This is a genomic window from Qipengyuania pacifica, from assembly GCF_019711555.1.
Lineage (GTDB): Bacteria > Pseudomonadota > Alphaproteobacteria > Sphingomonadales > Sphingomonadaceae > Qipengyuania > Qipengyuania pacifica.
In genome coordinates this window covers 68,547-93,414 of the sequence record NZ_JAIGNQ010000001.1, presented here as the reverse complement: position 1 = coordinate 93,414, position 24,868 = coordinate 68,547, and the positions used below count along the sequence as shown (strand labels likewise).

Genomic DNA, 24,868 nt, shown 5'->3' with positions numbered 1-24,868 from the left:
GATGGGTGCGTTCGACTGCGATGTGCTGGTTGTCGGCGGAGGGCCGACCGGCCTGACTCTGGCACTGCAAGTTGCACAGGCAGGTGCGAGCGTGATTGTCTGCGACAAGGAAGCGGACGTCTTCCCGCTGCCCCGGGCAGCCCATATCGATCACGAAACCCTGCGGATATTCCAGTCCATCGGAGTCGCAGAAGATATCGCCGCGACCTGCCGCACGACGGAGCGCTACGACTTCCTCAACGCCGCGGGGAAGGTGCTGCTGAGCTTCCCCGGTGCCGACCGGATCGCCCCCGGGGGGTGGCCTGCGGCGAACATGATCCACCAACCCTCTATCGAGCGCCTCCTGCGCCGACGCATGGAAGAGCAGAATGGCGCCGAACTGCGCACGCGATGGACCTACCTCGGCCATGACGAGATGGCGGACGGGGTGACTGCCCAATTCGCAACCGACCGGGGCGAGGCGCAACTGCGCGCGAAATACCTCGTCGGCGCGGATGGAGCCCGAAGCCCGGTGCGAAGCGCTGCCGGGTTCGGGCTGGCCGATCTGGGCTTCGACGAGCCATGGCTGGTGATCGACGTCGTCGTTCATGACCAAGACCGCCTGCCAAAGTCCAACCTGCAGATTTGTAACCCCGCCCGCCCGACGACGTGCGTGCTGATGGGCGAGGGACGCCATCGCTGGGAGTTCATGCTGCTCCCCGGCGAAACCGCGGAAGAAATCAGCAGCGAAGCCTCGGTCGCCCGGTTGCTGGAGCCATGGAACGTATCGGGGGCAGTGACGATCGAGCGCACCGCGGTCTATCGCTTCAACGCGCGCATGACGAAGGAATGGCGCAAGGGCCGCGTCCTGATCGCCGGTGATGCGGCGCATCAGATGCCGCCTTTTGCCGGCCAGGGGATGTGCTCTGGCATCCGCGACGCTGCCAATCTCGGCTGGAAGCTGGGCGAAGTAGTCGCCGAACGCGCCTCCGATCAGTTGCTCGACAGCTACCAGGCCGAGCGTGAGCCGCACGTGCGCGCGACGATAGCCTCGGCAATCATGATGGGCCGGTTGGTCTGCACCACCAGCCGATGGTCCGCTCTGGTCCGCGACCTCAAATTCGCTCTCGGCCGCGCACTGGGCAAGATCCCCGGCGGCCCGGCCACATTTGCAGCGATGTCCAGTCGGGCGATCCTTTCCGGCAGTCCGATGGCCGGTCACTATTTTCCGCAGCCGGTTGCAGCCGATGGCGCCCTGTTCGACGACGATGTGCCGGCGGGAGCATGGCTTGTCGGTCGCGATCTGCCGCCGCTGCCGGGGTCTCTTGCCGCCGTCGACATCGCCGATCGAACGATCGAGCCATTTGCCGATGCGATCGCAGCCTGGCTCGCATCCTACGATATCGAAGCAGCGCTGATCCGCCCGGACCGGTACATTTTCGGTAGCGGTTCGCCGACGGATCTCATCGCGGCGTGGGAAAGAAGCCTTCGCGGCGATGCAGGCATCCGTAGCGAGAGTGTCGGCAATCAGCCGACGTGGGACGCGGCATTACCCGATCGACCCATCTCGATGGCCGGTTGAAGCGATCTGGAAAGGGAAACCCAAACCGTGGACAAGACATCGCAACGCAGGGCGCCGGATGGGTTTCTTTGGGGCTCGGCAATCTCGGCCCATCAGACCGAAGGGAATAACGTCAATTCCGACGTGTGGCTGCTCGAGAACAGTGTCCCGACTGTTTTCGAGGAGCCATCGGGTGATGCATGCGACAGCTATCATCGCTACCTCGAGGACTTCGACCTAGCCGCCGGGCTTGGCTTCAATTGCCATCGGATCGGCATCGAATGGGCGCGGATCGAGCCCGCACAAGGTCAGTTCTCTTCAGCGGCGCTCGACCATTACCGCCGCGCGCTTGAAGCACTGCACGCGCGCGGGTTGCAACCGATCGTGACTTTCAACCATTTTACCACCCCACGTTGGTTCGCGATGCGCGGAGGTTTCGAAGTGGCCGATGCGGCAGACTTGTTCGCTCGCTTCTGTGCGAGAGTCATGGCTTCGATGGGCGATCTTGTTACCTACGCGCTCCCATTCAACGAAGCCAATATTCAGCGCCTGTTTGCGCTCGCTCGACATTTTGCGACCAGTGGCGAGGAAGTCGACCAGATGTTGGCAGCCGCCCGGCGCGCGACCGGATCGCCCGCGTTCTCTTCGATCATGTTCGCACCGGTCGACCTCTGCGAACCGGTCATGGTCCGTGCCCAGCGTGAAAGCTACGCGGCGATCAAGGCGGAGCGAACGGATGTTCCGGTCGGCCTCTCGCTCACGATGCAGGACATCCAGGGCATTGGGGACAATAATCCCGCGGAACTCGTCATCGCGTCGCTTTACGGACCGTGGCTGGAGGTTGGGCGCGAAATGGATTTCACCGGCGTGCAGACCTATACGCGCGTCCTCGTGTCGGCCAGCGGACTGCAACGGCCGCCCGCCGGCAGCGAGATGACCGGCGCAGGATACGAGTTTTGCCCCGAGGCGCTGAAAGGCACCATCCGGCTTGCCCATGAGCGGATCGGCAAGCCGGTCTTCGTCACTGAAAGCGGGATTTGCACGGACGACGACAGCAGGCGGATCGCGTTTATCGACAGAGCGCTTGCCGCCGTGCGCGAGTGCCTGGACGATGGGATCGACGTCCGCAGCTATATCTGCTGGTCGCTTCTCGACAATTTCGAATGGACGCGGGGCTATGGCGAGCGCTTCGGGCTGGTCGACGTCGACTACCAGACGTTCGCCCGCACCACGAAGCCGAGCGCGATCCACCTTGCCGAAACCGTCCGCTCGGGCATGATCTGATGTCGCGCGTGAAGGTATCGGCAAGACCGGAGGATGTCGGCCTGTCGAGCGCCGGAATGGAAGAGCTGGGCGCATATCTCAGGTCGGAAGTCGATGCGGGGACCATCCCGGGGGCCGTGATCGTCGTCGCACGAAAGGGCCGGGTCTGCCACGCAGCTGCGATCGGATTTCACACGATCGCGACGGACAGGCCGCTTTGCCTCGACGATGGTTTCCGCATCTTCTCGATGACCAAGCCCGTTACTGCTGCAGGGCTCATGATGCTCTGGGACGAAGGCCGCTGGCAGTTCGACGATCCGGTCGCGCTTCATCTGCCTGAGCTGGACGGATTGCAGGTATATGACAGGCGCAACGCCGATGGCAGTGTCCGTGTCGTGACTGCCGAGCACCAGCCTACGATGCGCGAACTCGTCACCCATACTGCCGGGTTCGGCTACGCACTCGCTATGCCCGATCCCAATGATCCAATCGACGAGGCATACCGGCACGCAGGCGTATGGGACGCCGACGATTTGCCCGATATGATGCAGCGGATCGCGCGCTGTCCGTTAGCTTACCAGCCGGGTAGGTCATGGCGCTATTCGATCGGGATGGACATCCAGGGCGCGATCATCGAGCGTCTGACCGGTACGAGCCTGAGCGATTTCCTATCTGATCGGCTGTTCGCACCTCTGGGCATGGATGATACGCACTTCCATATCGCACCTAACCAGAAGGACAAGCTGGCAACACTCTATCTGCGCTTCGGCAATGCCAATCTGACGCCCATCCATAATCTGCTTCAGCCCGACTACGAAGCGCCCCACGCACGCCCCCTGGGGGGTAGCGGCCTCTTTTCGACCGCGGGCGATTACACGCGCTTCGCCCAATTCCTGCTCGACGGCGGTTCGCATTCGAGCGTGGAATTGTTGTCTCGCGAAGCAATCCACCAGATCATGAGCGATCAGATGCCGGACGCTATACGGGCAAACTCGTTTACTGCCGGACATCAATCGATCGGCCCAGGAGTTGCAATGGGCGTCAACGGTGTGGTGTTCACCGATCCCGCACTGGCAGGCGCTCCGGTTGGGCGAGGCACCTATCAGTGGGATGGAGCAGCAGGCACCTGGTTCTGGGTCGATCCGGAAAACGATTTGCTATGTGTAGGAATGACCCAGGTTCTTTCACCTGACGGCCCCAATCTGCAGCGCAACACGCAACAGATCATATATCGCTCGATAAGCGCATGACGTCGCCTCCAATTCATGTGTCTGACAACCATTATAGGCTTTCGAACACCGTTAGCTGACCGTCCGCTTACGGCCCAGAAAACGGCGATCCAGCACATTGCTCAACAGGATGCGCGACGGATTAGAAAACGCGCATCGCTTCCAAGAAAGCCTTGAAAGCGGCAGTGGGCTGACGTTTGCTGGGATAGTAAATGTGGCATGGAGGGAGGGTTGGAGCCCATCCGGGCATTATTTCCACCAATTCACCGGACCGGAGATGCGATGCGGCCTGATCCATAAGCAAGCTGCAAATCCCGAGACCCTTCAGCGCGGCATCGCGCATTATGTCGATGTCGTTGGTAACGAAGGTGGTCGGGACAGATTCGTCCCTGCGCTCACCGTCAGATTCGAATTCCCAGCGGTGGATCGCGCCAGATGTGGCATGTCGATAGCTGATGCATCGATGGCTGCGGAGATCCTCTGGGTTTGCCGGGCGTCCATGCAGATCGAGGTAGGCAGGCGAAGCGACGAACACGAGTTCAAGCGGAGCGCTGATCCGAACGGAAATCATGTCAGCCTGCAATGCCTTGTCGTGCCGCACTCCACAATCGAAACGCTCGGCGACGATATCGACCAGTCCATCGTCCACGATTAGGTCAATCGATACGTCCGGATGCTCGCGCGAGAACATGGGAAGCCGGGGCAGGATCAGATAGGCGGCGGCGGGTTTGTGGGCGTTGACACGGATGCGCCCGATTGGGCGGCTGCGAGCGCTGTCCAGTTCACCGATCACATCCTCGACAGAATCTATCGCTGGGCGCAATCGTGCGAGCAGAGCCTGACCAGCATCGGTCGGCGCCAGCGAACGAGTAGTCCGGTTGAGCAGACGGATGTCGAGACGTGCCTCGAGACTTCGCATTGCATGGCTCAAGGCGGAAGAGGATATGCCCAGTCGTTTGGCGGCTCTTGCGAAGCTTCCCGCGTCGACGATTTCTGCGAACACCGCGAGCCCTGACCATACGTCACGGTCCATTCGTGAATATCCTTCAGCAACCTATTCTGGTTCTATGCCCTAATCAATCCATGTCCCGCGCTCCACATCTTTCCCAAGACATTTCCGGAGACATTGAATGAACCTCGCTACACTTCGCCCACTCGGATCATCCGGCCTGCTTGTTAGCCCCCTCGCACTCGGGACCATGACTTTTGGCACACCTCGCTGGGGCATGGACGAGGCGGCCAGCAGGGCGGTTTTCGATCGCTATGTCGAACTCGGTGGGAATTTCGTTGATACGGCCGATGTCTACTCCGGTGGCGCTTCGGAGGAGATGGTCGGCAAATTCGTGGCGGATGCAGCGCTGCGCGAGCGAATGGTCTTGGCAACAAAATCAGGATTCAATACCGGCAACGGCCCCCATGAAGGTGGGCAGGGCAGGCGTCATATCGAAAACGCGGTGAACCGCTCGCTCGAGCGGATGCAGACCGATTACATCGATCTCTACTGGATTCACATCTGGGATGGCATCACGCCGGCTCTCGAACTGCTGCAGACAATGAGCGGCCTCGTCGCGAAGGGCAAGATCCGGTATTGGGGCCTGTCGAACAGCCCAGCCTGGTTCGTGGCGCAGCTTGCGACCCTGGCGCGTGTGCACGGATTGCCATCGCCAATTGGGCTGCAATATTTCTATTCGCTAGTCGAGCGCGGGGTCGAGGACGAGCACGTGCCCTTGGCAGGGGAGTTCGGGATGGGCCTCGTGCCATGGAGCCCGCTTGCTTACGGTCTGCTCACCGGCAAATATGATCGTGCGACGGTCGAGGCAGGGCCATCTCGGTCCGGAGGTGTGCCGAACAGCGGAGGAGATGTCGGAGCCAGGCCTGATAACGACAAGCGCCTCGATGGCGACAATCCTTTTGGCGACCAACTGTTCACCGATCGCAACTGGCGCATCGTGGACGCCTTGAAAAAGGTAGCAGCGGACATGGGCGAGACCCCAGCCCGTGTGGCACTCGCGTGGGTGGCCGGACGTCCCGGCGTCGCATCTACATTGATGGGAGTAAGCCGCGCGGATCAGGTGACCGACAATGTTGGTGCGCTTGGCTTGACCTTGCCTTCGGAAGCGAAGGCAACTCTCGAGGCCGAAAGCGGTGAAGGTGGCAAGTTTCTCTACGGGCTGTTCCAACCCTCGGCGCGAAATCAGATAGTGTTCGGGGGGGCCGACGTGATTGCCCAGCGTTGCGGAATAGGAGCATAACAGTACTAAGAAGCGGCAGCCGATAGTCCGCTTGGATGTCTTGATCACCACAAACGGATTGTCTTTTACGGGCCCAAATTCCCGCCATTCATGGGGATTGAGCCTATGCGGCAGCTTTTGGGCCGTTTGCTGACGGGCAGCTTTAGAGCCGTGCTACGGCGTTTGCGGACTTCCGAGAGGGAGGCCACTGGCGCCATTCCGGTACATGCATAGGAGAGCGATTTGAAAGTTTTTCCAGCGCAGGACGGAGCCACCTCCATCGCTCCGATCAAGACAAGTCAGCCGCCGCGAAGAATCCCGAGGAAAGGGTAGACAGCGAGTTGCCTCACAACGTCCATCGCCTCGTTCCGGAAGTGGTGCGGATCAGGCGCTGGCGACCGCATTCCCCGTCAGCGGCACTTGGGATGCTGGCCGATGTCGCGCACATCGTAGAGCTTCCCGTCGGCGATCGTCACCTGAACGCACTGGCGCGATTGCGGCTGCCACTGGATCGAATAGCGCGTGTTGCCGGTGGCGAAATTGTCGACCTGGCGGAAACCGCGCCGTTCCAGTTCGCTCATCCCGCCAGCCGCGCGCGCGCCGTTGAGGTCGTTGATCTGGGCATAGGACCGATACCCGCCCCGCCCGCTGTGGTGCGACAAATTGGCGTTGCGTTCGCTCACACCGGCCGTGTAGCCGTTCGAGTACGCGTCGGACCTGTCGTAGTTGTGATAGGATGCGTTGTGCATTCCGTCGGTATAACCACGCTCGTACTGCTGCTCGGCCTGCGCGTCCTCGAGATGCCTGTCGTTCTCGTGGTGGTGCGACTTGTGGCTCAGCAGCGCGCCCAGGATCGCCGCGCCGGCCACGACAGCTACCGCCGCCGCCGCGTCACCGCCGCCGCTGCTGTGGCCGCAATCGCCGGCCGTCGCGTCGTTAATCGTCATCACGCGGCCATCGTAGATCTCGACGTTCACGCAATCCTTCGACTGGGCCTTCCACCAGTAGCTGTTGATGAAACCGGAATCGCTCTTGTGCGTGGAAATGTGCGTAAATCCGCGCGATTGCAGCGCGCTTTCTGCGTCGCGCCCCAGCGAGCCGCTGATGCTGGATAGCTGGTTCGCCTTTTCTGCCAGAGCGGGCGTGGCAACCAGCGCAGCAAGCGCAGCAGTCGAAACAATCTTGTTGAAACCGGCCATCTCGAATCTCCCCGAATCGAATGAACGGCATTCATAGTCTCATAACTACCGGTGAATTCAAAATATCGCAGCCAGACCACGTCACGGCGTACCCGCGATCACCAGTCAGGCTTTCTCGACGCGAACATTGCGCTGCGGGTAGGGAATGGAGATTCCGGCTTCGTTGAACCTCGCAAAGATTTCCAAGTGCAGCTCGCCCCGCACCCTGTTGCTCCGTGCGACGTCCCGAATATACGCGAAGACCTGCAGGTTGAGCGCACTTTCGCCGAACTCGGTGACCGTCACGCTGGGGGCCGGATCTCTCACCACGTCGGGGTGACTGGTCACCGCCGCCATCGCTTCCTGCAGCGCGAGCGCAACATCGCTTTCGTAGGCGATCCCGACGTAGATCTCGACCCGACCGAGCGTGTCGACGAGGGTCCTGTTGCGCACGATGCCCGAGATGAGTTCGGAATTGGGGACGATCACGTCGTCGCGGTCGAACGCCTTGATATGGGTCGCCCGGACCGCCACCTTTTCGACGATACCTTCCGCATCGCCGACCTTGATCCAGTCCCCCTTCTTGATCGGTCGTTCGATCAGCAGGATGATCCCGCTGATGAAATTGGCCACCACATTCTGCAACCCGAAGCCGATTCCGACCGACAGCGCGCCGAACACGATCGCGAGGCTCGACAGGTCGAGACCGGCGGAAGTGATAGCGATCAGGGCCGACAGCAATAGTCCGAAGTAACCTATCGCGGTGAGGAGAGCGCTCTTGCTTCCGCCATCGAGAGACAGTCTCGGCAGTACGGTCACCTCCACGATCCGCTGGATCCAGCGCGTCAGAACGTAACCTATTGCGAACACGAGCGAGAAGGTGACGACGTCGCCGAACGAAATGCGGACGTCGCCGAAAGAGACACCCGTCCTGAGCACCGAAATGAAGTCGCCGATCTGCGCGGGCCGAAGTCCCCAGGCCAGCAGGATCAACGGGATGGAAACGGCGATGAGCAGGATGCCGAGGGCAACCGGCGCGAGTTCGCTCATATGTTCATGCGAACGGGCGAAATTGCCGCCGATGACCTTGGCAATGGCCATCGTGCGACGAAAACTCAGGATGGCCAGTGCGACGATAGCCATCGTTTCCAATGTCGCTGACAGGAACATCCGGGCGAGCGCATCATAACCCAGTGCCGAAAGCAGCAGAGTGGCGATTGCCACGACCTTCATCGCGCGCGCACCGATGCCGATGAAGTCGATGCGCCGGCCCGAATGACCTGCATGCAAGGCCGCGCCGACTTCGGGATTCTCGATTGCGTCGTTCTTCCGACCGACCACCAGTGTCGCCAGGCGGAACAGCAGAAAACCTGTTGCACCGATCAGGATGAAGGGGACGACGCCCGTCGCTGCGGCGGAGAAGGGGAAGTGCCTTTCGAACCCTTCGTAAATCGCCTCGAGTGCGAGGACGCCGCTCAGCCCGATGACCGTCAGGTAACTGGCCCGGGCGCGTTTGTCCGACATCATGATGAAGCGCTGGCTGGGGATCTCGGGCGAAAGCAGGCTCTGTCCCAGCCATATCCCGAAGACCAGGACCACGCCTGCAAGACCGACCGTCAGGAACACCAGCGACAAGACCGGGGCAGAAGCATCAAGCAAGGTGCCGAACACCAGGATCACAATCAGCAATCCGATAGGCAGGAGCAGGACGACCAGATCACGAAGAATGGTGAGAATGATAGCTGCCGCTGCATTCGATTGCTGCAGGACACGGCGATCCAGTTTTCTGACGATCGCGCGCTGGGAGGCAAGCAGACCGCCCAGAAAGGCCAGCAGGACTGCACCGAAGATCATGACCGTGCCGGAAGTGATTTCCCCGAGGTCTCCCAGATTGCTGGGCACGGTAGCGCCTTCACTCGCCTGGATCTTCTTCGTGCCCAGATCGCGAAAAAGCGCCGCCCAGCTCGACGGCAGCAGAGGCGATGGTACCTGCTTGAAGACCAGGCCGCGCTGGCTCGAATTGATAACGCGGTCGATCTCCTTGATGAGAACGATCGCACGAGCGTGCGCATCGTCGGCTGCCATCGACGGCCCGCGCGCGAGGGTGAGCCGTTCCTCGAGTTCCTCCCGCCGGCTGGCGGTTTGTGCATCCTCGGTGGCGTCGGCTTCGGGCGGCGGGCCGAGTGCTTCGAGCTGGGCGCGGGCGATCTTCTCGGGAAGGGTACCCTGAAGACTGACGGCCAGTGCCTCGTCGCGCTGCTCGGCCAGCTTCGCGCGAAGCTCTTCCCACTTCGCCAGATCGCTGGGCGAGAGATCGCGCGCGCCCTTTTCCAGGAGCTTTATCGCCTCTGCCGCGGTCTTGTCCCACCGTTCCTGCCGTCGCTGGGCGTCGGTGAGTGCGATTGCGGCCGCCCGGACCTCGCCTTGCCTGACCTCGACCGACGCCGACGGCATCGCAGTCGGCATCGGGGCGATGTCGGGTTCGACCTGGGACGGCGCGGGTTCGCCCGAAGCGTCGGCCTGCGGAGCGGACTGCGCGGTCAAGGTTACCGCAAAAACGACTGCTCCCAGCAGTTTCATGAGTTGCCTGGCAAATCCGTTCAAGTGCGTCCCCTTCCCCGGCCTTCTGCTCGATCGGTACGTCTAGATTTCGGGTGCAACGGCATCGACCACGGTCAGGCGTTCGCCGACCGAGGCACCGACACGCGAGTTGGTCACGAGGATTGTCGAGCCCGGGACAAGAAGGGACCTCAACTTGTCGTAGAACGCCCTCGGCATCCGCACGCGATTGAGAATGGCCTCGTCCACTTCCTTGCCCTCGTCTTCGTCGTGGCCTGTCATGCCGACGTACAGCCAGGTTGGCTTGCCCTGCCGCGTCGTGAGAGTGATGACATGCGAACCGTTGTCGGGATCGTTGATAATTGCAACGCTGCGTCCGATCTCGACGCCATTGCGCAATACCACGATGCGCTGGTCGAGCTTCGAGATGACGATCGACAAGGGGCCGTCCGGCGCAAGCTGGGGCGTCCAGCGGAATTGCTCCCCGCTGCGCAAGGTGAGCCGTCCGACGGCCCTGCCCGTCTCGTCCACGGGCACCAGCAAGCTGTTCTCACTCGTCGCGACGTGATGTTCCGCATCGCCCTGCACGACCACCGTGACACCCAGTTTCGTGATGGCGAAGAGTTCGCGCGCGAATTCGTACGGCAAGTGAACACAGCCGTGGCTTTCCGGATAACCGGGCAGGCCACCGGCATGCAGGGCAACGCCGTCCCAGGTCAGCCGCTGCTGAAACGGCATCGGCGCGTTATTGTAGGTGCTCGACCGGTGCTTGGCATCCTTCTGCAGGATCGTGAACACGCCGGTCGGCGTGGAATGGCCCGGCTTGCCCGTCGACACCGTCGTGGCGGCGATGCGAATGCCGTTTCGATAAACCATGGCTATCTGTTTCGACAGGTCGACGTAGACCAGCACCGGCCCTTCGGGCGCGACCTCGGGCGCCCACACCCATTCACCGGGCTTGAGGTCATCGATTTTGCGCGCGAACTCGGGCGGTGAACTGGCCTTGGCACCTTGTGCAAAAGCCGCGCTTTCGATGCCGAGCAACGCCAGGCCGACCAGCATCATTCGCAACCACATGGCAATCCCTCCATCGACATGGCCGCCGCCGGCGACCGGGGAAACCGGTTTCGTCAGGCAGACGAGCCGAACACGGACGCCAGCACCGCCAGCCCGAACGTCATCCAGTCGTTGATGACATGCGCACCGAACGAAACCCACAGGTTCTTGGTTTTCATATAGGCGAGCGTAAGCACCAGCCGGGCACCTCCGATCGCGATGAGGCACTGGATGATATTGTAGTTATATGTCGGAAGGTGGATCGCGGCGAACCAGACCGCCGTGACGATCCATGCAGTAATGACGGCTGCGGTGCGCGAAAAGCCCAGCTTCTGGGTCAGGAAATACAGAATGGCCAGGAACGGCAGGATCGAGACGAGTTCCTCGCCCATGAGCTGGGGAAGCGACGCGAGGAAGAACAGGGTCCGGTCGAAATTGGTTGCCGTAGTCAGACCGTCGACGCCCGGATTGACCTGAGCTTCGACGAGACTGACGAGCAGAAAGCCGAGCGGGATGGCGATAACGGCATTCAGCGCGGCGAATGCGAACATCCAGCCGATGTCCTTCCACCCGATTTTTCTGAAAAGCGCCGTCCAGTGGCGGGGCGCTACCAGGATCAGGCCCAGCAGGGGCAGAACCGTCATCAATACGCTGGTCCCGTACCCCATGTAGCCCTGGGAGAAGATGGCGAAATGACCCAGGAGCACCCAGACCGCGAGGCCTATCCCGACCATGACGACGAGCCACTGCATGCCGGTGAGAGTGACAGGGTCGCCGCGATAAAAAGGGTAGTCCCTCTCGATCACATCCTCGGTCATATTCCCCCCTTTCGATCGCGATTCCGACCAGGCGAGCCGGCGCGCCGAGGGCAAGAACTATCACGAATTCGCGCGGTTGACGAGAAGATGAGGCAGCGATCAGCACAAAGCCGGCTGGTAAACGGCGACCAACCTCGTATGATTTCACGCTGAAAACAAGGTAAGGCAACCAAGGATTCCGGTGCACGCAGCCCCGGACGAAGGTGCGGCATTTGAGAAGGGTGAGTGCAGTTTCGAAGGAAGACTTCCATGCGAACGCCAGGGCCGCGATCCGGAAACTGGGGGACGAGGCCGCCTTTATCGTCCCGCTGGGTGTGCTCGGGCCGTTTTCCCAATGGCTCGAATTTCCCGACTGGCTTCTCGACGGCACGACCCTGCAAAAGCACGGGGGGCTTCCGCAACGTATCTCAATGGCGAACGACATCACCGTAACCGCCAATTTTCTCGATCGCGGATTTGGCCCCTTCCTCATCAGAAAAACGCTGGAGACCAGCAGGCTTATCACCGGTCCCACGGCGTCGATGATCATTCGCAACGCACCCACGCTGGAAGATGCCCTCGTCAACCTGGCCGCGCTGATCAATGCGACCAACATGAACGTATCGCTCGCTTTCCAAAGGGACGACGACAGGGCGGGCGTCACGATTGAGCCAAAGCTTCCGATAGGAGCGATGCTGCATTTTGTTGCCGCCATCAGGCTGGTGCTGGCAATCCGCACACTGGAGCGTTTTCTGCTGAGGGACCTGGAGGCGGTTCACCTTCGTCTCAGCCTTCCGTTCGATGCCGAAATACACGAGCTTCTTGGCACGCTTGCCACTGATGTCGAGATGGGCGCACAGTCGAACGGCGTGAGTTTCCCGGTCGATTGGCTGGGGATCGCGAACCCGGATTACGACGCCTCTTTCTGGCATATCGCATGCCAGCGCCTTCGCTCGGTCGAGGGCGCGACGGATGATCGGAACCTGGCGATACGCTTGAAACGCGAGGTTTCCCGCACTCTTTCGGCGGAAAAACGCGTACCCCGGTTGAAGGAAGTGGCGGTCACCGAAGGCGAGACAGTGCGGACGCTGGGCAGAAAGCTGGCTTCGACCGGCATAAAGTTCCAGGACATCGTGGACCGGGAACGCCGCCAGCTGATCGAGGAACTGCTGTCCGATCCCGCGATTGGGCTGGCAGAGATCGCCAGGGCGACGGGGTATGCGACCACGTCCAGCTTCGGACGGGCATTCCTGCACTGGTACGGCACAACACCGGGCAGATTCCGTGCAAGCCTGATCGAGCCGTCGTCCGGCCGTTAACCATTCTCTGCCAGCCAGGAATGTCCTGATTTGGATATCGATTGTCCGGAAATGGGCATTGCCTGAAAGCCCTCGGCGGCTCCTAATGCCGCCAAAGGCCCCTGGCCCCGATCGGAGCGACGCAAGAGCCGCCCCGAAACCGGTCTGAGTGGCTCGATAATCGCTAACAAGGGTTCGCTTGTCTTGATGCAATAGAGGAGGTGGCGTGACATGGCGGGGACGAGACTCAAATTTTGCGGCATCATGGCTGCGATCATCGGAGTTTCCGCTCCGGCAACTCCGGTGCTTTCGCAGGATCACGACCGCGGATACTATGGCGGCGTCGATCTGCACCTCGTCTGTTACGGGGAAGGCGCGAAACCCAACGTACAAACCGTGCCGACATTTCACTGGAGCCGGCGGCATCACGAACTCGAAACGGATTACGCGACGATCATGTCGCGCCGCGAGTTCGACAGCGTCGTGCAAATCGACATCCACGGGGACGACGGCCACATCTGGCTTCCCAAGAAGCTGATCCCGCCGCTGCACTCCGGTGGCCAGGACGGTTGGTGGGAACTCAGCGACCTGAACGTGGGCTATTCCGAGATCGACGCCAGATACCGCCTCAACGGCCTCAACAAACCCAAGATCAAGATCGACCGCCAAAGCGGCCACATCAGCATCAACGGTATCGAGGATTTCCGCGGCACCTGCGAAGAACACTATGCCGGGGAGCAGCGGCGCTTCTAGTCACCATACCGTACGAACAAGGAGTATTTCGGGATGCCAAGGACCCTCTTCGCGATAACGAGCCTCTCCTTCGCTTTGGCTGCGGCCCCCGCACTGGCGCAGGAAGCGCCGCGCATCTTTGCCGGATCGAATGGCGAGATCGAAGCGACGTTCTCATCGAACAGTTGCGTGGTCTATTACGACGCACGCGGACAACGCAAAAGCGCCAACGAGAATTGCAGCCGCACGCAGATCGAGCGGGCCGAATCCGGGGTCGCGTCCTATCGGCGCGAACAGGGAATGGACGGCTACGCGGGCAGCGAAGCCCCCCCGGGCGGCTTCGGGCGCCCCGAGACCCACCACGGACCGCCTGAAGTCGTGATGGACAATCACGGCAGGGGGCATGTGCTCGTCGGCGGCCAGTGCATCGTCTATTACGGCCGCGACGGGAAACAGTCCGACACTAACAGTCACTGCAACAGTTCCGACCGCAGGATGGCCGACCGGGCGATGGAATCATATCGTCGGGAACAGGGGCTGAGCGAAAAGCACAGTTCGGGATATACCTGGGGCATTCCGGTTCTCCGCCTGAGAAACGGCAACTATCAGGCGACTGTCTCGGGCACCTGCACCGTCTATTTCAATGACCGCGGCGGTCTGATGACCTCCCTGCCGGATTGTACGATTGCAGAGAAAGCCAACGCGGCGATCGCCGTGCTGCAGTACCGGCGCAATAACTGAGCAAACCGGAAAGAGAAGACATCGAAATGCGAATTTCCAACCGACTTGCAGGGGTCGCAATGGCGGGCCTGATTACGCTCGCTGGCTGTTCATCGCAAAGCACCGGGGATGCAGGCCTCGACGGGGACGACGTAGCGACCGCGGGCACTGACGGGCAGATGACGGACGCTGGCGAGGCGACCGATGCGTTTGCCTGGCCCGGCAGCCTGCGCGTGATGGGCGATGGATATCCCAAATCGGGCGATCCATGCCGACGGCTGGGGGAGACAGCGGCAACGTCGAACTACCTCGATCACACTGCGGTCCTGGTCGGTTGTCCGGGCGATGCGACTTCTGCGGCGGCCACGTCCATCACCGGAAACGGTTCTGCGCGCGTCGTGGGTGCGGCCGACGGCGTAACCTTCATTTCGGTGCCCGAAACCTCGTCTGCGGCGAGCCGGACAAGCGGTCCAACCAGTTTCGCAGGCGATATCACCGGCAATGCCATCGCCACGCATCGTTTCGCGGCTTCGGAAGGCGACACGGTCAATGTCACGCTCGATGGGCCGGGATCGATGTATTTTAACGTGCTGCCGCCCGGCGGCAGTCCCGGTGACGCAATCTTTGTGGGGTCGAGGGCGGTCGATGACGCCGATACCTGGTCGGCGGTTGCGCCTGCCACCGGTGAATACTCGATCATCGTCTACATGATGGGGAACGACAAGGATTCAGGAGCGACGCGATCATATGAATTGGAGGTCGCCAAGAACTGACGAGAAGCTTCAGGGACCGAGACTGCAACCAGTGACTGGATGAGGCGCCTGTGGAGCTGCTCGACTGACAGAGGGAGTTCGGTGATGCCTATTTCGCAAAGGGTTCTTTCCTGCCTGGCCGCCGGCGGGCTTTCAGTTGCAGCCCTGACGATCGGCAGCTTCGCCTCCGCACAGCAAAGCATGGATGGCGACGGCTACGGCGAATGGGGCGTAGATCTGACTGCCATGGATCGCAGCGTCGATCCGGGCGACGATTTCTATCGCTACGTGTCCGGTAAATGGCTCGCGCGTTCCACCATACCCGATGGTTATCCGAACTGGACTGCCTTCACCAAGGTTGGCCGCAAGACGGATCAGCAGGTCGACGCGATGATTGCCGACCTGCTGGCTTCGCCCCAGGAGACGGGAACGAGCGAGCAGCAACTTGCCGACTTCTATCGCAGCTACGTGGATGTCGAACGACGCAACAGGGTCGGGATTGAGCCGTTGCGCGACCTGATCGATGGTTTCATGATGATCGACGACCGCGCCGATCTCATGAAGAAGATGGGGCTCGCCGAAGCCACTCGCCCTGTCAATTTCGGCGTCGTGGCGGACCCCGGCAATCCCGAAAAGCCGATGCTGGTGGCCGTCCAGGGCGGACTGACCATGCCCGACCCGATCTACTACCTTGGCGAAGGCGAGCAATTCGATGCCGCTCGCGCCGCGTTCCTCGATTATGCGGAGACCCTGTTCCGGCAGGCAGGCTTCGCCGATGCGCGCGAGCGTGCGGACATGATGCTCGAACTCGAAAAGGAGATCGCGCGCAGGAGCTGGTCGGCACAACAGCGCCGCGACCAGGTCAAGATGTACCACCCGATGACCATCGCCGAACTCCAGTCCTATGCCCCGGGGATCGACTGGCCCGTACTGCTCGATGCGGCGGGCGCCGGCGCTGCTACCGAAATCAACGTGAACACCGATACCGCCGTGCGCGATCTTGCGGCGCTGGTGGCGCAAACCCCGATCGAGACCTGGCGCACCTATCTCGTGTTCCACCTGCTCAACGATTATGCGCCCTTGCTGAGCACCCCGTTGGCCGATGCCAGTTTCGCCTTCACGGAAACGGCCCTTTCGGGGGTCGAGACCCAGCGCCCCCTGAAAGAACAGGCGATCGGCATGCTGGGCGAATTGCTCGGCGAACCGATCGGAAAGCTCTATGCCGAGCGGTATTTCCCGCCCGAGTACGAGGAAACGATCGACACGATGATCGGCTATCTCAGGGACGAGTACCGCGACCGTTTCGTAAACAACGACTGGATGGATGACCGGACCCGCGCCGAGGCTCTGGCCAAGCTCGATCAGGTCACCTCCTACATCGGCTCTCCCGAGCGCTATCACGACCTCACTTCGATCCGCATCGCGCCCGACGATCTCGTCGGAAATGTCAGGCGCATCTCTGAATGGCACCGGGCGGACAACATGAGCACGCTGGGGCATCCAACCCGCGACTGGGAATGGCCATTTGCCGTTCAGGAGATCAACGCAGGCTATGTGCCGGCGCGCAATTCGGTCACGTTTCCCGCCGGAATTCTCCAGCCGCCCTTCTTCCATCCGGATGGCGATATCGCGGTGAATTTCGGATCGATCGGTGCCGTCATCGGCCACGAGCTTGGTCACGCCTTCGACGATCAGGGAAAAAGCTATGACGGGACCGGCAAAATCCGCAACTGGTGGACGCCGCAATCGGAGGCGGCTTTTCGCAAGCGTGCGGACCGCCTTGTCGCGCAGTTCAACGAATATGCCCCGATCGAAGGCGAGCACGTGAACGGAGCTCTGACTCTGGGCGAAAACATCGGCGACCTTGGCGGGCTGACCGTCGGCTATGCCGCCTATCGCCGGTATGTGAATGACAAGCAGGGCGGCAAGGCCTCGGTGATCGACGGCTTCACCGGCGATCAGCGCTATTTCCTCGGCTGGGGCCAATTGTGGCGCATGCTTTCGACCGATGCCGAGACGCGCCGCCGCCTGGCTGCCGATGTCCATAGTCCCGGAGAATTCCGCGCCAACGGCGCAGTCCGGAATGTCGACGGCTGGTATGAAGCATTCGACGTCGAGCCGGGCGATGCGCTCTACCTTCCACCGGAACAACGTGTGCATATCTGGTAGATCTCCGAGAACGGATTGATCGGCGCACGATCTATCCGCATCGCCTCAATCGTCTCAATCGTCTCGCCAGTTGCGTGCCACGGTCCTGTCCTGAGCACCGTAGCCAATCCGACAATTCAGCTTCAGCGTTGTCGCTATCATTTTGCGAATTGACGACGAGGGTGTCCGGTATGGGGCTCTAGTAAGCCACGATGACGTCCGCTTTCACGTGATCTAAAAGAAGCAGAACAACGACCGGTATGAGAGCGCGAAGCTGCCATGGGAGCGCACAGTTCGTCGGAAAGTTCACAACAGTCATGAGTGGGGTGGCCCAAAAATGGCGGTTTTCTGGGGTTTACAAAAAGTGGTGCCTCACAGACGACAAAAGTGGCCACTCAAATTACTGGCAAATTTTAGTCGATCGTCCCGACTAGCGTCAGCTTTGCGCCCTCATTACGGTCATTGGCCTGACGGCCTCTGGCTTCTGAAAGCTGTCATAGTGGCCTGATCCGGTTGTGTCAGGCTCGAAGGTCTTCTTGCGATCCGTCAAGGTCGCAACATGGGGAAATTTTACAAAATTCAACTTTGCCAGATTATCGAAAGTGCGAATTGCATTCAGAAGGAATTGAATGGTGTGTGAGGGTCGACACTGATCTGAACACCACTTCGCTTTCAAGCACAGTAATAGAGCGTCATCGAGCCGGACCAGCCATAATCCAAGTGGGAGGATGCACGAGGTAGCGAGCCGCGCTTCTCCTCACCTGGTCGGCATTGGCCTGTCCGATCGTGAAGCCACCGCCATCAAGAAAGCTATGCGCTAGCGCCAAGGCTGCTCGATCTCCTGTCTGCCAATTTGCTTCACGCTGAGCGGAAAGGCTGGCATTGGCGATACGCAATTCGTGATCCTCGATGGGTTCTTGGGCAATGCGCTGCAACTCGCGTTCCACGATTGCTCGAGCTTCGCCGGCGTTTTCTTCGGAGACCGGTACTTCTATCGTCAGTAGCCGCTCGGCCGTGCGATGGCTGACGGTGGTCCTGATGCCGTAGGTCAAACCCCGTTCTACCCGCAAGATCCGATCAAGCCGGCCGGTCGTGTTTTCAGTCAGGACAGAAAGCGCGGCTTCCAGCCCCTCTGAATCGGGTGCGCCGACGGGTGGGAGAGGCAACGCCGCTAGTATCAAGGCCTGACTTCCAGGCATGCCGACCGCAATCCCCTCGCTACCTTCCAACTTAGGATATTCGACCGAGCAATTGCTTGGGTGTCCGGCACCATGGCTCTCCAGATCGGCACGCAGTGGCGCAGTCATGTCCGCAGGATCAGGCCCCACATAGATCGCGTGCAGTCCCGGCCCGCGCCAGCATGCTGACATTTCTTGCAGATCGGTGCTTTCGACATTGGCCAAGGTTTCGCTGCTTGCGGCTTGGCGGCCGTAGAGTTCGGGGACGAGATGGCTCGGTAGGCTAAGCACGTTGGCTTGCTGCTCCGATACCTTGCCACGTACGCCTGCCAGCGATGCAGCAAAAGTCTCCGGACCGACGCCGCCCAGATCGATCGCCCGAATGAGGATCGGCGCCGCTGCCAGAAACGCGTCCGAAGGCGCCTGCAAAAGCGCGACCACGGCCTCTGGATGCTCCTCCAGCGTGAGCGTCGCACCTAGCGCATTGAGCGCTTCGCGAACCGATGCGCCCTCTGCCGATCGCTGATCGAGCAGCGCGGCCAGCGCCACCTCGCGAACGCCGGCGCGGATATCGCCACGCTCCGCTCCGGGCAGGATCAGGGCCAGTCGCGCGAGGTCCCCGCTTCGCTCGACGATCGAGAGAATGGCCCCTCCCGCCAATTTCGTTGTCACCGGGTCGGGAGGAACGAAACTGGCCGTTTCGCCGATCGGCGGCGGCGCAACAGGCCGGGTGATCGCCTGGTTCGACAGTGATACCGATGGCTCGAAAACCAGAGTATAATGATTGGCGCCGACCCAATTGCGCGCGGCAGCACGCACGGCGTCAGCCTCGGGCTCGGCATAGCGGGCAAGCCGAAAGCGCCAAGCCGTGGGATCGCCATTGAACCCTTCGCTGGAGGCGATCGTGTCGGCGCGACCGCCGAACCCGCCCAGCCTCTCCATCCGCGCAAGCAGGTTTGCCCTCCGTTTTGCGGCCGCAGCGACGATCCGTGCGTCACTCATATGGGCAATGGCGAGTTCGGTCTGCCGGGATATCCATGCTTCGACATCGTTCGACTGCGTGCCCTCCGCCGAAGTCGCATCGATAACAATCTGGCTGCTCAGCCCCTGCTCGATGACGTAAGCGCTGGCCGTAGTCACCAACGCGCTATCTCCCGCCGCTGCTTCCAGTCGCTGCCGCAGGACATTGCCGAAGAGGCCGAGATCGATTGCTTCGGGAGAGCCATAGCCGGGCAGGTTCCAGACCCGGAATATGCGCGGGCTCGGCACGGCATCGGCTACTACGTCGCGCCGCGCGCCGGAAAGAGGAGCGGGCCACTCGACCGCACCGGCAACACGCTCGCCGCTGGGGATAGAACCGAAATGTCGTTCGACAAGCTCGCGGGCACGTGCCGGGGCAACGTCGCCAGCCAGCACGAGGATGGCATTGGCCGGGGTGTAGTAGCGGCGATGAAAGGCCCGGACCTCCTCCAGACCAGCCTCCGCGAGTTCCTCGATCTCACCGAGCGTGTCGCGAGCGTAGGGATGATCCGGATAGGTCGCGGCGGAGATACGGGTCCATACCGATCCCGCCGGTCCAGAGCGGTTCTGACGCAATTCGTTCTCAACCACCGCCCTTTCCGAGTTCAAGGTCTTTTGCGTGACCGTGGGGGTAAGCGCGGCCATTCGGTCAGCCTCACGCCAAAGAACGTATTCGAGCGCGCCGGTGGGCACGGTCTGAAAATAGGTGGTGCGATCGGGTGCCGTCCCCGCATTGGTGTCGGTCGCGCCGATCCTGCGCATGTCGGCCCAATAGTCATCCGGTGCGTTCTCGCTTCCGCGGAACATCAGATGTTCGAACAGGTGAGCAAAGCCCGATCGCCCCAGCGGATCCTCGACCGAACCCACCCGATACCAGAGATGGACAGCGACGCGAGGCGCAGACCGGTCCTCGGCGACGATTAGAGTAAGACCGTTATCCAGAACCTCGCGGTGGATATTCTCGACAGATCGCTGCGCTCCAGCCTGGCAGGGGATCAGGATCGAGAGAAGTAAGAGAAGCCAGCGCATTGTGACAGACCTAACCAAAAGACGGTTCATCGCAATACGACTCTGCTACAATTTTCGCCTTTGAACATGAGAACTAAACGTCTGCATCATCGGATCCGACGCTGTAAGCAGTCAGTCTGCTGTCGGCCCAAAAGCAGCCCGTGAATTTCAATGCAGGAGCGGTATCAGGGTCTTCGCAGAGAAATTTCCCAATGATTTGAGTGCCCATTTTTGTCGTCTATGGGGCACCACTTTCATCGTTGACTGAAATCCTGCCATGTCCCTGGCGGCCCCATTCATGACCGCCGAGAACATTTGAGCGATAGCGGCAGGTGTTTGCTTGACCCAGCATTACACTGTCGCACCCATCCGCAATTGCTGTATCGGCAAGGCAGTGCCAACCCTCCTCACCTTGTTCGTAAATGCCTTGCCTCCCGGCGCCCGGCGGATGTTGGTACGTGCCGATCCCGGGCTGCTGCGGACTGCCCGCGGTGCGCGTGCCATGTTCGCCTTTGTGCTGACGATGGCGGTGACCGTTTTGGCCGGTGGGGCGTTTGGAGCACCCGTCACGGCGTTTCTCATTGCCTTTCCCGTCACGGTTTTCAGCTGCGCGGCGATAAGCGACGACGAGACGCGGGCGCGGATTGGCAAGATACTCGCCTTGTCCGCATCGGCAGGTGCGATGTTTACGCTTTCGGCTCTGCTACATACGAGTTGGATAAATCATTTCGTTTTCGTGCTGCTGATTGGAGCAGTGGCATATGCACGTCAATTTGGCGGCCCCTGGATCCCGGTCGGGCTTGCCGCGAATGTCAGCTATTTCTTCGGTGCGTTTCTCAAACCCGACACGCAGATGCTCCACTGGCAGTGGGTCGGAGTGGTAATCGGCGCAGTTTGCGCATTGATCGTACACCAACTGGTCGTGCCGCACAGGCCCTGGCGGCGTATGCGTTGGGCAGTCAGCTCGATACGGATGCGCATGGGGGGTATGCTGGAAGTGGCTGCACGCTTCGGTGAAACGCAGAAAGCTCCTCGTTTGAAGCGGGAATTGGCCCGGGTTGCCAATGCGGTGAACATTGCCGAAAACGAGTTGGACAATCTTCCGGGCGGGCGGCTTGCTCACCGGCCGCTTGCCGAAGCCCTTCTATCCATCCTGGCTCTGGCAGAGCGTTTTGCATTACAGCTTCAGGACCAACTGGAACGGGGCGGCATGCCGAATGCCGATAAGCGCGAACTGGAGAACCTTTCGAAGGCGCTGATCGATTACACGCCGCTCTCGCACAACGGCGATCTTGGCATGATTGGCTCTGGGATAGACAGGCTCGAGCAAGCGCTGCTGCTACCGCCTGACCTCGACGCTGCGAGGTCGCGAAAAGTGCCACCGGCCGCGCCAGTCCGAGCGCAATTTCGTTCCGCTATTCAATCGGCGGCGGCTGCAGCGCTCGCTATCCTGGGCGGGGTGATGCTCTCGCCCGAACGCTGGTATTGGGCGGTCATAACCGTGTTCGTTATGTTCACAGGCACATTTTCGCGCGGCCAAGCGCTGGCCAAGTCCTTGCAACGCACATTCGGAACCTTGGCAGGCATTCTGGTGGCAATGGGCGTTGTCTGGGCCCTGCAGGGTAACATTCATGTCGCTCTGGCGCTGATGCCGCTCGCGATTTTCTGCGTTTTTTACGCCTTCACTCAATCGTATACCTGGATGGCTTTCTGGATCACGGTGACCGTTGCCTTGCTGTTTCTGGCGACGGGGCGCTTCACCGACGCATTGATGGTGCTGAGGCTTGAAGAAACGGCGATCGGTGCAACTGCCGGGATCATCGTCGCAGCGTTCGTGCTGCCGAAGAGCACAGATGCCTATGCCCGTGAGCAATTGAACGATCTTCTAGATACGACCCGTGGTGTGCTGAAAACATCACTACCGGATGGCCCGATTGATCGGCTGCAGCTGACTGCCGCACTGCATGATTTCGAGGCGAAGGTTTCAAACATGCGGGACGTGATCGAGCCCTTGCGTATTTTTCCCGGGGCACGTGCCAGCGGCCAGCGGGACGGGATAACGCGCCAGCTCGTCCTTACCAGCTATTGGGTTCATGAAATCGCGCTTGCGGTGCGCGAACTGGATAGCGCCGGCGTGAAGCGATCGCCAGCTCGCGCTTTGGAAGCTTCGGCAAAGTTGGAATCCGTGATAGAACGCCTTCGTGTCCCCGGACATGATGAAACTGCGGTGGAGACTGCTGATGCGCCGCCACCGTTGGCCCGTGAGACGGGCGGCGACCCGATGCAAGTGATCGCTACTGCATGCCACGGTGCCGCCGTCTCTCTGACAAGCGTAGCGCGCCTCGTCACCGATCGAAGCATGCATAGTCGCGCGTTTCGGTTCTGAAGCTCTACGTTGTAGCGAGCAAGGTGCTCGTTGCACAAATTCGCCGGGCGACTGCTCCGCTGCTGGCGAAGTCAAAAGCACCCACGTCGGCATCCAAGCAGTCACGGCATGGTCGCAAATCAGCATTTTGGTATCGGGAGCTTTGCTGCCATAGTGATGGCAAGGCAGGAAAACAGGAGGCGCCCATGGCTCAGGACGGATTTCTCAAGGTCTCTCGCAGGGGCGTTCTGGCAGGGGGAGTGGCTTCGGCAGCGGCCAGCCGAGCGTCGATCGCATTTGCGCAGGAAAATTCCGGGGCTTCTGCCGTTGAGGCTACCGCGCCCCTCAAATTTACCGTGAACGGCGAAGATCGCCAGCTCGACCTCGATACGCGGACAACGCTTCTGGACGCCTTGCGTGAGCATTTGCAGCTGACCGGCACGAAGAAGGGCTGCGATCATGGCCAATGCGGCGCTTGCACGGTGATGGTGAATGGCGAGCGGATCAATTCGTGTCTCAGCCTGGCGGTACAGCACGAGGGTGACGAGGTAACGACGATCGAAGGACTCGGCTCTGCCGACAAGCTCCACCCGATGCAGGCCGCATTCGTGAAGCATGATGGCTATCAGTGCGGCTATTGCACCCCGGGGCAGATCTGTTCGGCGGTCGCCGTACTGGATGAGATTCGCAAAGGCATACCGAGCCATGTCACCGAAAATCTCGATGGGGCAATGCAGCCGAGTAATGTGGAGATGCGCGAACGGATGAGCGGCAATATCTGTCGCTGCGGCGCCTATTCCAACATCGCCGAGGCGATGGCCGAAGTGGCGGGGGCCTGATCATGCGCAGCTTTACTTACGAACGGGCGAAAACGGCGGCAGACGCGGCCAAAACGGTTGCGGAAACGCAGGGCGCCAAATTCATCGCCGGCGGCACCAATCTGCTGGATCTGATGAAGATCGAGGTGGAGACGCCCACTCATCTCGTCGATGTACAGGACCTGGGCTTCGATGCGATCGAGGAAACGCGCGAAGGCGGGTTGCGGATCGGCGCGCTTGTTTCCAATACTGCCCTGTCTGCCCATCCTGCCGTGCGGCGGGATTACGCCGTGCTGACGCGGGCGATCCAGGCAGGCGCGTCGGGACAGTTGCGCAACAAGGCCACCACTGGCGGAAACCTGTTGCAGCGGACCCGCTGTGCATATTTCTACGACACCAACATGCCCTGCAACAAGCGCAAGCCGGGCGATGGCTGCGCAGCGCTAGGCGGGTTTTCGCGGCAGTTGGGTGTCATCGGCATTTCTGATGCCTGCATTGCCACTTATCCCGGAGACATGGCCGTGGCGCTGCGGGTGCTCGACGCAGTGGTCGAGACCGTGAAACCAGACGGGACGGCGCGGGCGATACCGATTGCCGATTTCCACCGCCTCTGGGGCGACACCCCTCAGACCGAAACGGTGCTTGAGCCCGGTGAACTCATCACGGCCGTGGTTCTGCCGGAGCCGCTGGGCGGACAGCATTTCTACCAGAAAGTCCGCGATCGTCGGTCATACGCCTTTGCGCTGGTGTCTGTGGCGGCGGTCATACAGGCTGACGGCACGGGACGCGTTGCCTTCGGCGGTGTAGCGCCCAAGCCGTGGCGTGTGGAGGCGGCTGACGCGCTGCTTCAGCAAGGGGCATCGGCTGTGGTGGCCAAGGCCTTTGCCGATGCCCGTCCGACCGAACAGAACAAGTTCAAGATCCCGCTCGCCGAACGGGCACTTGCGGGTATCCTTGCAGACGCGAGAGGCTGATC

The 24,868-nt window shown here is 61.0% G+C and carries 18 protein-coding genes; 12 read left to right on the top strand and 6 right to left on the bottom strand.

Annotated features, from left to right (window positions below; all coding sequences use genetic code 11):
- The first annotated feature begins 1 nt into the window (after nucleotide 1).
- From mhpA to K3177_RS00485, 3 genes are read left to right on the top strand one after another with little or no spacing between them, the layout of a single operon-like run.
- Entirely contained in the window at nucleotides 2-1,561 is a 1,560-nt protein-coding gene (gene mhpA, locus K3177_RS00495) for a bifunctional 3-(3-hydroxy-phenyl)propionate/3-hydroxycinnamic acid hydroxylase MhpA (protein WP_221596309.1), read from the top strand.
- Between the two features lie 27 nt (nucleotides 1,562-1,588).
- Nucleotides 1,589-2,824, top strand: coding sequence for a glycoside hydrolase family 1 protein (locus tag K3177_RS00490; protein ID WP_221596307.1), 1,236 nt, complete (start codon nucleotides 1,589-1,591; stop codon nucleotides 2,822-2,824).
- Nucleotides 2,824-4,053, top strand: a complete 1,230-nt coding sequence (locus K3177_RS00485; protein ID WP_221596305.1) for a serine hydrolase domain-containing protein — start codon at nucleotides 2,824-2,826, stop codon at nucleotides 4,051-4,053. Before K3177_RS00490 ends, K3177_RS00485 begins: the two co-directional genes overlap by 1 nt.
- A 121-nt stretch (nucleotides 4,054-4,174) precedes the next feature.
- On the opposite strand, the gene K3177_RS00480 is transcribed toward K3177_RS00485, so the two are convergent.
- The gene (locus K3177_RS00480; RefSeq protein ID WP_221596303.1) at nucleotides 4,175-5,065 is read right to left on the bottom strand and encodes a LysR family transcriptional regulator; all 891 of its coding nucleotides are present in this window, start codon (nucleotides 5,063-5,065) and stop codon (nucleotides 4,175-4,177) included.
- Between the two features lie 97 nt (nucleotides 5,066-5,162).
- Between K3177_RS00480 and K3177_RS00475 the strand changes: the two genes are divergently transcribed.
- Nucleotides 5,163-6,284 carry an aldo/keto reductase gene (locus K3177_RS00475; RefSeq protein ID WP_221596301.1) on the top strand — a complete coding sequence of 374 codons (1,122 nt, stop codon included), beginning with the start codon at nucleotides 5,163-5,165 and terminating at the stop codon, nucleotides 6,282-6,284.
- Between the two features lie 389 nt (nucleotides 6,285-6,673).
- Here the strand turns inward: K3177_RS00475 and K3177_RS00470 are convergent, their stop codons facing one another.
- The 4 genes from K3177_RS00470 to K3177_RS00455 all read right to left on the bottom strand — a co-directional run bounded on the left by K3177_RS00470 (nucleotide 6,674) and on the right by K3177_RS00455 (nucleotide 11,874).
- Entirely contained in the window at nucleotides 6,674-7,462 is a 789-nt protein-coding gene (locus tag K3177_RS00470; RefSeq protein WP_221596299.1) for a hypothetical protein, read from the bottom strand.
- A 105-nt stretch (nucleotides 7,463-7,567) separates the two neighbouring features.
- Nucleotides 7,568-10,021: a mechanosensitive ion channel family protein gene (locus K3177_RS00465; RefSeq protein ID WP_221596297.1), complete on the bottom strand. Its 2,454-nt coding sequence runs from the start codon at nucleotides 10,019-10,021 to the stop codon at nucleotides 7,568-7,570.
- 63 nt (nucleotides 10,022-10,084) lie between these two features.
- Nucleotides 10,085-11,062: a L,D-transpeptidase gene (locus K3177_RS00460; protein WP_221597405.1), complete on the bottom strand. Its 978-nt coding sequence runs from the start codon at nucleotides 11,060-11,062 to the stop codon at nucleotides 10,085-10,087.
- Between the two features lie 68 nt (nucleotides 11,063-11,130).
- Entirely contained in the window at nucleotides 11,131-11,874 is a 744-nt protein-coding gene (locus tag K3177_RS00455) for a CPBP family intramembrane glutamic endopeptidase (protein ID WP_221596295.1), read from the bottom strand.
- Between the two features lie 221 nt (nucleotides 11,875-12,095).
- On the opposite strand from K3177_RS00455, the gene K3177_RS00450 reads away from it, so the two are divergent.
- The 5 genes from K3177_RS00450 to K3177_RS00430 all read left to right on the top strand — a co-directional run bounded on the left by K3177_RS00450 (nucleotide 12,096) and on the right by K3177_RS00430 (nucleotide 17,524).
- Entirely contained in the window at nucleotides 12,096-13,172 is a 1,077-nt protein-coding gene (locus tag K3177_RS00450; RefSeq protein WP_221596293.1) for a helix-turn-helix transcriptional regulator, read from the top strand.
- 210 nt (nucleotides 13,173-13,382) lie between these two features.
- Nucleotides 13,383-13,904 (top strand): hypothetical protein, encoded by a 522-nt coding sequence (locus tag K3177_RS00445; RefSeq protein ID WP_247714176.1) that lies wholly within the window; start codon nucleotides 13,383-13,385, stop codon nucleotides 13,902-13,904.
- A gap of 33 nt (nucleotides 13,905-13,937) precedes the next feature.
- Nucleotides 13,938-14,624, top strand: coding sequence for a hypothetical protein (locus tag K3177_RS00440; protein ID WP_221596291.1), 687 nt, complete (start codon nucleotides 13,938-13,940; stop codon nucleotides 14,622-14,624).
- A gap of 26 nt (nucleotides 14,625-14,650) precedes the next feature.
- Nucleotides 14,651-15,376, top strand: a complete 726-nt coding sequence (locus K3177_RS00435; protein ID WP_221596289.1) for a hypothetical protein — start codon at nucleotides 14,651-14,653, stop codon at nucleotides 15,374-15,376.
- Nucleotides 15,377-15,460: 84 nt separating this feature from the next.
- The gene (locus K3177_RS00430; RefSeq protein WP_221596287.1) at nucleotides 15,461-17,524 is read left to right on the top strand and encodes a M13 family metallopeptidase; all 2,064 of its coding nucleotides are present in this window, start codon (nucleotides 15,461-15,463) and stop codon (nucleotides 17,522-17,524) included.
- A gap of 671 nt (nucleotides 17,525-18,195) precedes the next feature.
- Here K3177_RS00430 and K3177_RS00425 read toward each other — a convergent pair.
- Nucleotides 18,196-20,730: a M16 family metallopeptidase gene (locus K3177_RS00425; protein WP_221596285.1), complete on the bottom strand. Its 2,535-nt coding sequence runs from the start codon at nucleotides 20,728-20,730 to the stop codon at nucleotides 18,196-18,198.
- A gap of 319 nt (nucleotides 20,731-21,049) precedes the next feature.
- Here K3177_RS00425 and K3177_RS00420 point away from each other — a divergent pair, with 319 nt between their 5' ends.
- The 3 genes from K3177_RS00420 to K3177_RS00410 all read left to right on the top strand — a co-directional run bounded on the left by K3177_RS00420 (nucleotide 21,050) and on the right by K3177_RS00410 (nucleotide 24,866).
- Nucleotides 21,050-23,095, top strand: coding sequence for an FUSC family protein (locus tag K3177_RS00420; RefSeq protein WP_221596284.1), 2,046 nt, complete (start codon nucleotides 21,050-21,052; stop codon nucleotides 23,093-23,095).
- Nucleotides 23,096-23,280: 185 nt separating this feature from the next.
- Nucleotides 23,281-23,913 carry an aldehyde dehydrogenase iron-sulfur subunit PaoA gene (paoA, locus tag K3177_RS00415; protein WP_221596281.1) on the top strand — a complete coding sequence of 211 codons (633 nt, stop codon included), beginning with the start codon at nucleotides 23,281-23,283 and terminating at the stop codon, nucleotides 23,911-23,913.
- Nucleotides 23,914-23,915: 2 nt separating this feature from the next.
- The gene (locus K3177_RS00410) at nucleotides 23,916-24,866 is read left to right on the top strand and encodes an FAD binding domain-containing protein (protein ID WP_221596279.1); all 951 of its coding nucleotides are present in this window, start codon (nucleotides 23,916-23,918) and stop codon (nucleotides 24,864-24,866) included.
- Nucleotides 24,867-24,868: the final 2 nt, after the last annotated feature.